Origin of the sequence: Enterococcus sp., assembly GCF_022711995.1 — a bacterium.
Taxonomy (GTDB): Bacteria; Bacillota; Bacilli; order Lactobacillales; family Enterococcaceae; genus Enterococcus_D.
In genome coordinates this window covers 1-12973 of sequence record NZ_JALAHI010000105.1, presented here as the reverse complement: position 1 = coordinate 12973, position 12973 = coordinate 1, and the positions used below count along the sequence as shown (strand labels likewise).

General features: G+C 43.0%; 12 protein-coding genes and 1 other annotated feature. Of the genes, 9 read left to right on the top strand and 3 right to left on the bottom strand.

Translation table 11 applies throughout. The features are described 5' to 3' along the window. The first annotated feature begins 214 nt into the window (after positions 1–214). From Q0A12_RS10200 to Q0A12_RS10175, 6 genes are all read left to right on the top strand, one after another. Positions 215–823 carry an MptD family putative ECF transporter S component gene (locus Q0A12_RS10200; RefSeq protein WP_291292546.1) on the top strand — a complete coding sequence of 203 codons (609 nt, stop codon included), beginning with the start codon at positions 215–217 and terminating at the stop codon, positions 821–823. Next, a complete protein-coding gene (locus Q0A12_RS10195) occupies positions 820–1506 on the top strand; it encodes an energy-coupling factor transporter transmembrane component T (protein ID WP_291292545.1) in 687 nt (228 codons plus the stop codon). The genes Q0A12_RS10200 and Q0A12_RS10195 overlap by 4 nt, the downstream gene beginning before the upstream one ends. 4 nt (positions 1507–1510) lie before the next feature. Further along, the gene (locus Q0A12_RS10190; protein WP_291292544.1) at positions 1511–2956 is read left to right on the top strand and encodes an ABC transporter ATP-binding protein; all 1446 of its coding nucleotides are present in this window, start codon (positions 1511–1513) and stop codon (positions 2954–2956) included. Positions 2957–3209: 253 nt separating this feature from the next. Beyond that, on the top strand, positions 3210–3911 hold the full coding sequence (locus Q0A12_RS10185; protein WP_291292543.1) for a response regulator transcription factor: 702 nt from the start codon (positions 3210–3212) through the stop codon (positions 3909–3911). Next, positions 3901–5253, top strand: coding sequence for a HAMP domain-containing sensor histidine kinase (locus Q0A12_RS10180; RefSeq protein WP_291292542.1), 1353 nt, complete (start codon positions 3901–3903; stop codon positions 5251–5253). The genes Q0A12_RS10185 and Q0A12_RS10180 overlap by 11 nt, the downstream gene beginning before the upstream one ends. Before the next feature lie 107 nt (positions 5254–5360). Next, positions 5361–5999, top strand: a complete 639-nt coding sequence (locus Q0A12_RS10175) for a PepSY domain-containing protein (protein ID WP_291292541.1) — start codon at positions 5361–5363, stop codon at positions 5997–5999. A gap of 87 nt (positions 6000–6086) precedes the next feature. Here Q0A12_RS10175 and Q0A12_RS10170 read toward each other — a convergent pair whose 3' ends face one another. From Q0A12_RS10170 to Q0A12_RS10160, 3 genes are all read right to left on the bottom strand, one after another. Next, entirely contained in the window at positions 6087–6257 is a 171-nt protein-coding gene (locus Q0A12_RS10170; protein WP_005472698.1) for a hypothetical protein, read from the bottom strand. A 76-nt stretch (positions 6258–6333) separates the two neighbouring features. Then, positions 6334–6777 (bottom strand): thioesterase family protein, encoded by a 444-nt coding sequence (locus tag Q0A12_RS10165; protein WP_291292540.1) that lies wholly within the window; start codon positions 6775–6777, stop codon positions 6334–6336. 74 nt (positions 6778–6851) lie between these two features. Beyond that, positions 6852–7796 carry an aldo/keto reductase gene (locus Q0A12_RS10160; RefSeq protein WP_291292539.1) on the bottom strand — a complete coding sequence of 315 codons (945 nt, stop codon included), beginning with the start codon at positions 7794–7796 and terminating at the stop codon, positions 6852–6854. 132 nt (positions 7797–7928) lie between these two features. After that, positions 7929–8131: a binding site (T-box leader), on the top strand. A 478-nt stretch (positions 8132–8609) separates the two neighbouring features. On the opposite strand from Q0A12_RS10160, the gene hisS reads away from it, so the two are divergent. From hisS to Q0A12_RS10145, 3 genes are all read left to right on the top strand, one after another. Next, the gene (gene hisS / locus Q0A12_RS10155; RefSeq protein WP_291292538.1) at positions 8610–9923 is read left to right on the top strand and encodes a histidine--tRNA ligase; all 1314 of its coding nucleotides are present in this window, start codon (positions 8610–8612) and stop codon (positions 9921–9923) included. Next, complete coding sequence (aspS, locus tag Q0A12_RS10150) at positions 9920–11692, top strand: aspartate--tRNA ligase (RefSeq protein ID WP_291292537.1); 1773 nt, start codon at positions 9920–9922, stop codon at positions 11690–11692. Before hisS ends, aspS begins: the two co-directional genes overlap by 4 nt. Before the next feature lie 153 nt (positions 11693–11845). Beyond that, on the top strand, positions 11846–12721 hold the full coding sequence (locus Q0A12_RS10145) for a YitT family protein (protein WP_291292563.1): 876 nt from the start codon (positions 11846–11848) through the stop codon (positions 12719–12721). Positions 12722–12973 lie beyond the last annotated feature (252 nt).

Below are 12973 nucleotides of genomic sequence, written 5' to 3'. Positions count from 1 at the left end.
TAAGAAAACATCCAAAGTGTCAACAAAAGCGCCAGCTGCTTGCTAAAAGGCGGCGTTTTTGACTGACACGGACGACGAACAGAAACGAATCTTTTTTTGTGATTCTTTCTTCCCTAGGCACAAGCATCATTTCCCTGGTTTTGTGAAGAGGTGTGCTATACTATAGCCTTGTAAATGCACCAAAAACCGGTGCTGGAAAGAAGGAGCATTCAAAATGAGAAAATTAAAAGTCCAAGACCTGATTGCTGTCGGGATATATACAGCTATTTATTTTTTGTTGATGAGTTTTTGCCTGCTGATCTTACGGTTTGTTATTCCAGGATTTCATAATTTATTCATTCCAGCCGTTACGGCACTTTTCTCAGGAGTCATTTATCTATTGCTTTTGAATAAAGTACCAAAGTTTGGCGCGATCACCATCATGGGCAGTGTGGTAGGTCTCTTTTTTTTGATTTCAGGACACTTTCCATTAGCTTTTATGCCGAATATCTTGTGTGCACTGCTGGCAGATACGATCCAATATAAAAGCAAGTGGCAAGAGAGCCTCAAGACGACGGTCAGCTATACCGTATTTAGTTTTGGCTTGATGGGCCCAATCTTGCCATTGTGGTTCATGAAAAATGCCTATATTGATTCCCTCGTTGCACGTGGCAAGGACCAAAGCTATATTGCTGGTGTGTTTGCGCATACTTCAACAGTGATGTTCGTGATTTGTGGGCTTGCAGTATTGGTAGCTGCCGTCGCCGGAATCGCAATTGGTGCCCGTTTGTATCACAAACATTTTCAACCAACGTTGCAACAAACTAACGGAGAATCCATGTGACTAGCATCTCATTTGATCCCAGAAGCAAATTGCTTGTGACATTCTTTGCAAGTATCACATTGATGCTTTCGTTGACATGGACAAAAGAGCTGATTGTAATCAGCTTTTTGTTCCTCTTGTTTTTACTTAGTGGCTTTTGGCAAAAAGGTGTGCTGTTTTTGGGGATATTTCTTGGATTGTCACTGACAGAACAGCTTTTTGCAGGTCAAAGCAATTCACTGTTCGCTGCGCTTTTGGATTTCTTTTCCGTGGGGTATCGCCGCCTGCTGCCGACCATCATGGCGGCAGTATTTGCCATGAGTGGAACGAAGATCAGTGAATGGCTAGCTGCTTTGCAAAAAATCCATGTACCAACATTTTTATTGGTCCCACTTGCTGTGTTGTTTCGGTTTTTTCCAACATTGATACGAGATAGCAAAAGCATTCGTCAAGCCATGCGTTTTCGCGGATTTGCTCATGGCTGGTCCTATGTAAGACATCCGCTGCAGACTGTAGAGTATTTCTTGATTCCTTTGTTGATGTCTGCAGAAAATACGGCCACAGAATTGTCAGCGACCGCATTAGTAAGAGGCCTGTCGGCAGAAAATCCCCATACGTCGGTTTATCCATTGCGGTTGAAACTTGCCGATTATGTGGTATTTGGCAGTGTGTTCCTACTTATTTTTTTGTTTGTAAGGATGTGAAGAAATGATCACCATCGAAAAATTATCTGTCCAACGGGGCACACAGCAAGTATTGAAAGACGTCTCCTGTCAGATTTTTGCTGGGGAAGTGGTGGTTTTATGCGGCCAAAGTGGTAGCGGCAAATCAACCTTGCTGAATGTTCTCAATGGACTGATTCCCGAACTTTACCCTGCGCAAATGACGGGAGCTGTCCGAGTAGCGAGGGATTCTTTGCCGACGGAAGACTTTCCTGCCTATGCCAGAAAAATCGGTGTGGTTTTTCAAAATCCTAAAACACAATTTTTCACAACGGATGTTTATTCTGAATTGGCGTTTACCATGGAAAATGCCGGAGTAGAGCCAGCAGAAATACGAAAACGGATCAAAGAAGTGGCCGAGCAATTTTCTTTGTCAGAATTGTTGGATGCAAGTGTTTTTGACCTTTCGGGAGGAGAGAAGCAACAAATCGCCATCGCTTGTGCAACGATGCTTTCCCATGATCTCTTTTTGTTTGATGAACCTTCCAGTAATCTTGATGAAGAAGCATTACAAAAAATTGCCGCAGCGATCCGCCTTTTGAAAGAACAAGGGAAGACGATCGTCATTGCAGAGCACCGATTGTCTTACTTGACGGGGATTGCGGATCGCTACTTATTACTGGAAGACGGAGAGTTGGTTGCCGATTACACTAGCGAAGCATTGCTTTCCCAGTCGACGGAACAGATTCACGATCTCGGATTAAGACGGATCAATGAACCTCTGTTTGAGCTAGGACCCAGCGGATCAGAGGAAGAGAGTTCCTCTACCGGTCTGATTGCGACGAATCTGCAAGTCACCTATCGCCGCCAACTGCAGCCAGCGTTAGATATTGCAAAACTTGTTGTGCCTACGCAACAAGTTGTCGGGATAGTCGGTCCCAATGGTGCGGGCAAATCAACCTTATTTCAAGTGATCACCGGCTTGAAAAAATGTTCAGCAGCACGATTCTGGTTGCATGGTCAACCAGTCAATCAAAAACAGCTCTTGCGAGAAAGCTTTCTAGTGATGCAAGATGTAAACTTACAGCTTTTTTTTGAATCTGTCGAAAAAGAATTATTAGCCAAGGCGGCTAGACCGGAACGTTTTGAGCAAGTCGTGACTTTGTTGAAACTAGATCATTTACTGCGACGACATCCACATTCTTTGTCCGGCGGGGAAAAGCAGCGGGTCGCGATCGGAAGTGCGCTGCTTTCGGGGAAACGACTGCTGTTTTTTGATGAACCAACCAGTGGACTAGACCTGCATCAAATGGAAGAGGTTGGAAATCTGCTGCAGGAAGTCGCCAAAGAAGTCGATCTGTTAGCCGTGATCAGTCATGATAAAGAGTTTCTAGATGAAACCTGTCCTTACGTGATTCAACTGGAACAGGGAAATTTAGTAGGTACTTATCAGCTGTTCACAAATGGGAATAAAAGAAAGAGGAAACTGTGACATAAGTCATCCTCCAACAAGTGAAACCGAATCCTATGCTATTGCGATAGATTACTCTAACTTTTGCGATGAGGAGTCCTTGCACAGCAGGAGCAACAAGATGTACTGTTCGGATAGTGTTACTTGTAGGAGACTTATCGCACAGTCTCTTTTTTTATTGAAGATGAAGAAATCTTCATGTGTTTTTTCTCTCAATCCGTTAGGAAGTTTTTACAAAATCCGTTATGATAGAAGCAAAAAGGGAGGAGAGCAGATGGCCTTAAAAATCTTGATAGTGGAAGATGAAGAAAGTTTAGCTAGTTTTATTCAGACCGAGTTGACTTTTGAGGGATACGATACGGTGTGGGCCAAAGATGGTCAAGAGGCATTGACATTGTTCAATCAGCAAACAAATATGTTTGATCTGATTTTATTGGATTGGATGCTGCCAATCTATGACGGCATCACGGTGGCGCGGCGCATTCGCAAAGAAAGCGACATCCCAATTTTGATGATGACAGCTAGAAATCAAACTGCCGATGTCGTGACTGGTCTTGATGTGGGCTTAGATGATTATTTAACGAAACCTTTTGAGATCGAAGAGCTATTTGCTCGGATCCGCGTGATTGAACGGCGACTGCAACGGCAAGCCCAAAAGTACCAGCAAAATCAGTTAGTGGCAGGCGGGTTGATGATGGATATCGCCAAGCACTTGGTTCAAATTGATGGAGAAACTATTGAATTGACCCCTAAAGAATTTGGGATCTTATATGAGTTGATGAAAGAACCAGAAGTAGTCAAAACAAGAGATGATCTATTGAATGAGATTTGGGGCTATGAATACGATGGCCAAACGAATGTGGTAGATGTTTATATTCGCACCCTTCGCAACAAGCTGGATGTTTGCGACAAAGGCAAAATGATTGTGACCGTTCGGGGACTAGGCTATGTGTTGAGGACCGCCAATGAAGAATAAGTCTGCCAACTCACGCAGAAAAACTGCTCAGTTTCAATTAACGAGCCGTTTTTCCTTGATTCTTTTTGGTCTGCTGATTCTCTTTAATTTACTGTTTATCTTATTATCTGTAGGGTATTTGTTTGAACATATCGAAAATCGTGCGAGCAACATTCTTGAAGCCATCGAAAATGGTGAGGCTTCAGGGGATGCCTGGGATGATTTAGTCAACGCCTATGTTTCGGCAGAAGAAGATGCCTTGCAAGTGATCTTAGGCGATGGCAGTGTCGTGTTATCGGAAGATGCAGAAGAGATCTTTGCTGAGATCAACCAAGGCCGGATCATCCCTTTTTTGGAGGGCATCGTCTTTACAGATGATGGTATCTACTATACGAAAACCCAAGAAGTCGATGGGAATCAGGTGACGATCGCCATCAATGGTGAGGACAGTGTGGAATTAGCCTATGGTCTTTTTATGATCAGCAGTTTTTTGAACCTGATTGCTGTAGTCGTTGGCAGTCTCTTGATTTATTGGAGCGTTGGGAAATGGAGTCGAAAACTAACAGGCATGGCGCAAGAAATTGCTGAAATCGAACAAAGTCGAAAAGGGGAATTGTCGGTTTTTGAAGAACCAATCGAGATTCGTTCGGTGGCGTTGGCTTTCAATAAACTACTGAAAGAACAGCGTGAGACGATCGCGCGAGAAAAACGGTTTGTTGCTGATGCTTCTCATGAGCTGCGGACGCCTTTAGCTGCGATTCGGGGTCATGTCCAATTGATCCAACGGCGTGGAACCAAACATCCAGAAGTCATTCCATCTTCAATGGCTTTTATCGATAAAGAATCGAAGCGTTTGGAAACATTGAGTAATCAACTGCTGGATTTGGAAAAAAAGCAAACGCAAGAAATGAGTCTCGTTGATGTTTCGCAGATCGTACGAGAAGAATGTGAAAAACAAGCAACGATCGTTCCGCAATCAATCGAATATTTTGTGGAAAACCAGTGTAGGAAGCATGGGCATAAACGTGACTTCCAGCAGATTATCCAAAACCTTTTAGAAAATGCAGCGAAGTATTCCCCAGCTGATCAGCCCATTCATGTGAGATTGACACAAGATCACACACATTTGTCTCTAACAGTTGCCGACTTTGGTATTGGGATTCCTCATGACAAGAAAGCCTTGATTTTTGAGCGTTTCTATCGAGTGGAAGATTCTCGTTCCAGTCAAATTTCCGGTTCAGGTATCGGGTTATCCCTGGTAAAACAGCTGGCCGATAAGTATCATGCTGAAATTACCGTCACGGATAATCAGCCGCAAGGCAGTATCTTTAACATTGATTTCCCGAATGAAAAAGAAAGATGAAGATTTTTTTAGATTTTCTTCAAGCATTTTTGATTCTTTTTTTCGAAGGACTTGTTATTCTAAATATATAGAAAAAAGGAATAGACGAATAATTGGAGGAATGAAATATGAAAAAAACAATGATTTTATTCGGAGTCGCAGCTCTAGGATTATTGGCAGGTTGTACACAAAATAACACGGGAAATTCTGAACCTGCACAAAACAGCAGTTCCAGCTCAGCAGTCGCATCATCAAGTGAACCAACTTCTTCGCAAGCTGTGGACACCTCTTCAAGCAGTGCAGCCATTGCAAATGGCGGCTTGCCTGCTGTGAAAGTAGAAGAAGCGATCCAAATCTTCCAAGACAAATATCCAGATGCAGCAATCACTTCGATTGATTTGGATACTTCTTTTGGCAAATACTTCTATCAAGTAGAAGGTGTCGATGATACCAATGAGTATGAGATGAAGATTGATGCAGAAACAAAAGCAACTTCTGAAGAAAGAACGGAAAAACTAGATGCCGATGAACAAAATGGGGTTAAAAAACAAGAAGATCAATTGGATCTAACCAACTTGCGTTCATTGGAGGAGATTTCCAATCGTGCTGTGAAAGAAGCTGGCGGAGGTCAAGCCACAGACTGGGATCTTGATAAAGAAATGAATGTCACCTATTGGGAAGTCAAAGTTGAAAATGGCAACAAAAAAACAGACGTCAAAATCAATGCCCAAACAGGAGAAGTCTTAGAAACTGAACAAGATGACTAGATAGCGTTTCAGCTAGCGAGCACGAAAAAAGCAAGGCAGCGAATAATGAAACTTACGGTAGTAAGCATTCTTTCGCTGACTTGCTTTTTATTGATTTGGCTTTACTTCTGTGAGAGGCTTGACTCGTCCGCCTATTTTTGCTGCAAAGGCTTCCGACTGCTTCCGATCTTCAAAAATCCACAACTTATCCGGTATTTTTTCACGAGTGCGACGACCATCTTTGCCGATGTAACCATGCAAGACTTTAACAACATACATTGTCATCATCCTCCCATAAAAATTACCTTTGATTATACAAAAAAGTTGTTCAAATGCAATTAATCTGCCTTATGGCTCATTTTTTTGTATCAGCCGATAACGTGGCATAATCCGAGAACACTTGATGGATTTCAGGAAAACTACGCTTCAAATGCACGAGACGATTGGTTTCTTTACTCAAAAAGCAATGTTTGGAAGACCCGGTCGTGACTAACCGATTATTTGCCGTTTGATAGATTTCATAACGAAAATCAAGCCGAGTACCGGTATATTTATCTACGAGGACATCAATGCGGACCTGATCCTCGTAACGAATCATTTCTTTGTATTGGGCATTGACTTCAAGGACGGGAACAATCAAGCCAGCTTCTTCAATTTTATGGTAGGGTAATTGTAAAAAAGCCAGCATATCGACCCGTGCTTCTTCAAACCAGCGAATATAATTTGCATGATGAATGATCGCCATCTGATCGGTTTCGTAATAATGAGGTCGGCGGATATATCCGGGATATAAGGACATCATCTTTGCTCCTTTTCATAACTGTTTTACCAGTAGCATGTACAAAAATATCAAAGATTTCTTTTGTAAAGAGATTATTTGAATTCAGCAAACAATTGATCAATTGCTTGATAGTCCGTTGTTGATAAATGGATATCTAATGCTTTTGCATTATCAGCAACTTGACTAGCTTGTTTTGCTCCTGGAATCACGGCTGCAACGGCTGGATTTTTCATGTACCAAGCCAGCACAAGCTGTGGAACGGTTGCGTCATACGTAGCTGCAATTGGTCGCAAGTGATCGACAGCAGTGATGATTTTTTTGAAGCGATCCCCTTGAAAGTCGGGCTGCTTACTGCGGATATCATTTTGGGCAAAGGTAGTTTCTTGCGTATATTTTCCAGTCAGCAATCCGGAAGCTAGCGGAAAGTATGGAACGAAACTGATTGAGTGCTCGGCCAAATAAGGGAAGAGTTCAGATTCAGCTTGGCGATGGATCAAGCTGTATTCGTCTTCTACAACATCCACATACCCTTCAGCGTTAGCTTCTTTTAATTGTTCCAGTGTAAAGTTAGAGACACCGATCGCCCGAATTTTCCCAGCTTCTTTTAGTTGATGAAGTGCACGAATCGCTTCATTTTTTGGTGTCGTTTCATCAGGAAAATGAATGTAAAAGATATCCAGATAATTGGTTTTTAAACGTGTCAGTGCATCTTCCACTGCTTGCGTTAAAAATTCCGGAGAGTTATCCATTTTACTTGGATCATCTAACCGATGGGCTGCTTTGGTAGCAATGATCACTTGATTGCGGTCGAAGGCTTCCTCTTGTAAAACCTCACCAATCAGTTCTTCTGAACGGCCTTCGCCGTATCGATACGCGGTGTCGATCAGATTGATCCCATTGCGCAACGCCGTCCGCAGGATTTCTTTTCCCTCTTCTTCATCCAAATTTGGAAATAGATTATGGCCGCCGATGGCATTTGCGCCTAAGCCAAGCGAGCGTACATAAACTTGTGATTTGCCGATTTGAACATCTGTCATAACGTTATTCCTCCTTTTATTCTCTGTTTTTAGTGTAAAGGAAAAAACTGAAAAAAGATATTCAAAAGTAATGAAAAAGCGGATGAAACAGCTTGACATTTTCAAGGGATTCTTGTAGTTTATAGGTAATATCGAAAATCTGTGAAAGATCGAGTACGTCATTTTGAACCTTCAAAGAGAAAACTGCCATGGCTGCAAGCAGTTTAGGGAAAATGCCGGAAAGACAATCTGGAGATGAACAGAAGAAAAGCTGTTCCGTGAACGAGCGTTAATCGAAAGGAGAATGAAAGTTCTCGAATTTTAGGTGGTACCGCGTGTAATAACTCGCCCTTGTGTAGAAAACAAGGGCGAGTTTTTTGCTGTGAATCACTGCGACTGACCTGCGCGAAGCAGGGCAGAGCAGATGATGAACAGTAGTAGGAGACCGGAGGGAACGTAGTCACCGTTTTCCGAATCACTGCGACTGGTCTGCGTGAAGCAGGGCAGAGCAGATGATGAACAGTACTAGGAGACCGGAGGGAACGTAGTCACCGTTTTCCGAATCACTGCGACTGGTCGAAGACCAGAGCAGATGATGAACAGTAGTAGGAGACCGGAGGGAACGTAGTCACCGTTTTCCGAATCACTGCGACTGGTCTGCGCGAAGCAGGGCATGCAAGTTCTAGCGATAGCTTAGAAGTGACTGTAGGCGTAACGAGTAGACGATGAAGGATAACGGAATTTCCCACAATGAATCAAATCAGCATAGTTATAATGGATACATACGATCGTTTTAAGCCGATCGAAGAACCCACATTAGGAGGATGAAAACATATGAGTTATCAACGTCCAAAAGGCACCAATGATATTTTACCGGGAGAGTCTGAAAAATGGCAATTTGTTGAAGAAACGGCCCGATTGGTTTTTCGTGATTACCAATACAATGAAATTCGTACCCCGATTTTTGAACATTTTGAAGTCATTGCCAGAAGTGTAGGCGATACAACCGATATCGTTTCAAAAGAAATGTATGATTTCTATGATAAAGGCGAACGGCACGTGACATTGCGTCCGGAAGGTACCGCACCAATTGCTCGTTCTTACGTTGAAAATAAACTTTTCGGTCCAGAATACAACAAGCCTTACAAAGTCTTTTATATGGGGCCAATGTTTCGCTATGAACGACCACAAAAAGGGCGCTTACGTCAATTCCACCAAATTGGTGTAGAAACATTTGGTTCTGCGAATCCTGCGACGGATGTTGAAACCATGGCGATGGCAATGGATTTCTTTAAACAATTGGGATTGAGTAAGCTGCGTTTGGTAATCAATTCTTTAGGGGATAAAGAAACCCGGAAAAATTATCGTCAAGCATTGATCGATTATTTGGCGCCTCACGAAGCGGAATTAAGTGAAGACTCAAAACGCCGATTGCATGAAAATCCGTTACGGGTCCTAGATAGTAAAGACAAACGAGATCAACAGTTTGTTGCGGATGCTCCTTCGATTTTGGATTATTTAAGTCCGGAAGCGAAAGCCCATTTTGAAACAGTCATCACGATGTTGGATGCTTTGGACATTCCTTATGAGATCGATTCAAATATGGTTCGGGGGCTGGATTATTATACCCATACTATTTTTGAGATCATGAGCGAAGCACCAAAAATGGGGGCACAAGCGACAATCTGTGCCGGTGGACGTTATGACCATCTCGTCGAAGAATTAGGTGGCCCACAAACACCAGGTTTTGGTTTTGCGATGGGCATAGAACGTATACTGATCACGATGGAAGCCGAAGAAGTAGTCATTCCAGCATTGAATGAATTAGATGCCTACGTTGTCGGTCTAGGCGAAGCGACCAACATGGAAGCCTTGAAAGTCGTACAGGCAATTCGGAATTTCGGCTTTTCAGCAGATCGCGATTTCATGAATCGCAAAGCGAAAGCCCAATTCAAATCGGCGGACAAGCAAGGGGCACGTTTAGTGTTGACTCTAGGTGAAAATGAATTAGTAGAACAAGTGATCAACATCAAATCAATGGCGAGCCGAATCGAGAAACAATTTCCGCTAGCCGATCTGTATGATCATTTCGACGAAATTTATGATGAAATGACCACAATTTTAATCAAGCAAGGAGAAGAAGAATGAGTAAACGTACAGTGTATTGCGGGCGTGTATCAGAAGCCCATTTGGAACAAACGGTTACCTTAAAAGGATGGGTCCAAAAGCGCCGCGACTTAGGCGGAGTGATTTTTATTGATCTACGGGATAGAGAAGGAATCGTGCAAGTTGTCTTCAATCCGGAAGTATCAAAAGAAGCATGGGCGATCGCAGACACTTGTCGTAGCGAGTATGTGCTAGAAGTGACAGGGAAAGTCATTCATCGGGCTCCAGAAGCCATCAATCCCAAAATGACAACGGGCCGTTTTGAAGTAATGGTTAGCGAGATCACTATTTTGAATACCGCTAAAACACCAGCTTTTTCTATCGAAGACGATCAAATCGTAGGGGACGAAACCCGTTTGAAATATCGTTATTTGGATTTACGCCGTCCCAAAATGACTAAAAATATCATGATGCGGGCAAAAACGACGCAAGTGATTCGTCATTTCTTGGATACCAACGATTTTCTAGATATCGAAACTCCTTATTTAGCGAAATCAACGCCAGAAGGAGCCAGAGACTATCTTGTGCCTTCACGGGTCTATCCAGGGCACTTTTATGCATTGCCGCAATCACCACAGATTTTCAAACAACTATTGATGGGTGCTGGATTCGATCGGTACTATCAAATCGTTCGTTGTTTCCGGGATGAAGACTTGCGGGGAGACCGTCAGCCTGAATTCACCCAAGTCGATATTGAAACAACCTTTTTGACAGCAGAAGAAATTCAAGCTTACACAGAGGAATTGTTAGTCAATGTGATGCGAGAAGTCAAAGGAATGGAAATCACTACACCGTTTCCGCGCTTAACTTATGATGAAGCGATGGCACGTTATGGCAGTGACAAACCAGACACTCGTTTCGACATGGAATTGATCGATCTGTCTGAAACAGTAAAAGATGTTGACTTTAAAGTTTTCCAAATGGCGCTTGAAAACGGCGGTGTGGTAAAAGCATTGAATGCTAAAGGCGCTGCGGATAAATATTCTCGTAAAGACATGGATAACTTGGGGCATTACGCAGGACAATTTGGCGCCAAAGGATTAGCATGGGTCAAAGTTGAAGAAGATGGCTTGAAAGGGCCGATCGCCAAATTCTTGACCGATGCGACAGCAGCGATCATTGCTGCTACGAATGCAGAAGTAGGCGATATTTTGATGTTTGGCGCAGACAAATTCGAGATCGTTTCAGCTGCATTAGGAGCGATTCGCAGTAAATTAGGCAAAGAATTAGGCTTGATCGATGAAAGCAAATTCAATTTCTTATGGGTTACAGATTGGCCGCAATTTGAATACGATGCAGAAGCAGGCCGCTACGTTTCCGCGCACCATCCGTTTACGATGCCTAAAGCAGAAGATGTGCCATTGTTGGCTACTGATCCGGCAAAAGTCTATGCAGAAGCTTATGATATCGTCTTGAACGGTTACGAACTAGGCGGCGGTTCCCTGCGGATCCATCAACGGGCAGTTCAGGAACAAATGTTTGAAACCCTTGGTTTCTCACGCCGCGAAATGGAAGAGCAATTTGGTTTCTTGTTAAACGCATTGGACTATGGCTTCCCACCACACGGCGGAATTGCATTGGGCTTGGACCGGTTAGCGATGTTGCTTGCTGGTGAAGAAAATATTCGTGAAGTGATCGCATTCCCTAAAAATGGGAAGGCAGCAGATCCAATGTCACAAGCACCAAGCAAAGTGGCGCCATTACAATTGTTTGAATTGAATATTGATGTCACTACAATGGACGAAGACTAACTACAAAGCCAGTAAATGACGAACGAATGATGAATGAAATAGACGATTAAGAAAATTCCATGAGAATTTATCTATTTCTTTCATTGTTCGTTTCTTTTTTTACTAACTGAAGTATAATAGGAGCAAATCAACAAAGCGAGGCTCTTGAATGAAATGAATACCCTCTTTAAATGGATGCCACACCCTGACTATGCCAGTAAACTATCGTTTTCGATCGTTTATGCGATTTTATCGGCGATCGCAGTCAATATTTTCTATCAACCGGGGAAAATTTATTCTAGCGGGATCACGGGGGTAGCGCAAATTCTAACCACCGTTTCTAAAGACTGGATTGGGATCTACATCCCAGTGTCAGTGGCGTTATTATTGCTGAATATCCCACTTTTTTTTCTGGGCTGGTTCAAAATCGGTCATAAGTTTACAATCTTCACGGGAATCACAGTAGTGTTGACGTCTATATTTGTGCAGATCCTTCCTGAAGAAACGCTGACCACCGATCCAATGATTTGCGCGATTTTCGGCGGCGCCATCAATGGTGCCGGAATCGGCTATGTGTTAAAAAGCGGTCTTTCCTCTGGCGGATTGGATTTCGTGAGTATCGCAATCCGAAAACGGACAGGGAAAACCATTGGCTCCATCTCGATTTTTTTCAATATTGCCATCATGTTCGCTGCGGGAATCTTGTTTGGTTGGCAGTATGCTCTCTATAGTGCGATTGCAATTTTTGTCAGCGGCAAAGTGACAGATGCGGTCTTTACTAAGCAGAAAAAAATGCAGGTAACGATCATTACTCGTAGTCCTGAGGAAGTTATTCATACCATTCAGAAAAGCCTGCGTCGGGGAATCACGATCATCAATGAAGCAGAAGGGGCCTATAAACATGACAAACAGACTGTCTTATTGACAGTGGTTACTCGTTTCGAGTTGCCGATGCTGCGTTCAGCTATGAAGGAAGCAGATCCGAGAGCTTTTGTTAGTATTGCTGAAAATGTCCAAATATTAGGCCGTTTCTATGAAGAAGAATTATAAGCAGACCGCTTAGATCTAGGGACTGTGCCATAAGTTATCATCCAACAAGTTAAACCGAATCATATTCTATTGCTATGATGGCTTCCTCTGACAATTGCGACGAGGAGCCACTGCACCGCAGAAGCAATACTAGTGCCTGTGCCATAAAGTTATCATCCAACAAGCTAAACCGAATCATGTTCTATTGCTATAATGGTTTCCTCTGACAATTGCGACGAGGAGCCACTGCACCGCAGAAGCAATACTAGTGCC

Coding starts and splice junctions, on each gene's coding strand:
- Q0A12_RS10200 (WP_291292546.1), top strand. CDS start 215: ATGAGAAAATTAAAAGTCCAAGACCTGATTGCTGTCGGGATATATACA.
- Q0A12_RS10190 (WP_291292544.1), top strand. CDS start 1,511: ATGATCACCATCGAAAAATTATCTGTCCAACGGGGCACACAGCAAGTA.
- Q0A12_RS10185 (WP_291292543.1), top strand. CDS start 3,210: ATGGCCTTAAAAATCTTGATAGTGGAAGATGAAGAAAGTTTAGCTAGT.
- Q0A12_RS10180 (WP_291292542.1), top strand. CDS start 3,901: ATGAAGAATAAGTCTGCCAACTCACGCAGAAAAACTGCTCAGTTTCAA.
- Q0A12_RS10175 (WP_291292541.1), top strand. CDS start 5,361: ATGAAAAAAACAATGATTTTATTCGGAGTCGCAGCTCTAGGATTATTG.
- Q0A12_RS10170 (WP_005472698.1), bottom strand. CDS start 6,257: ATGTATGTTGTTAAAGTCTTGCATGGTTACATCGGCAAAGATGGTCGT.
- Q0A12_RS10165 (WP_291292540.1), bottom strand. CDS start 6,777: ATGTCCTTATATCCCGGATATATCCGCCGACCTCATTATTACGAAACC.
- Q0A12_RS10160 (WP_291292539.1), bottom strand. CDS start 7,796: ATGACAGATGTTCAAATCGGCAAATCACAAGTTTATGTACGCTCGCTT.
- hisS (WP_291292538.1), top strand. CDS start 8,610: ATGAGTTATCAACGTCCAAAAGGCACCAATGATATTTTACCGGGAGAG.
- aspS (WP_291292537.1), top strand. CDS start 9,920: ATGAGTAAACGTACAGTGTATTGCGGGCGTGTATCAGAAGCCCATTTG.
- Q0A12_RS10145 (WP_291292563.1), top strand. CDS start 11,846: ATGAATACCCTCTTTAAATGGATGCCACACCCTGACTATGCCAGTAAA.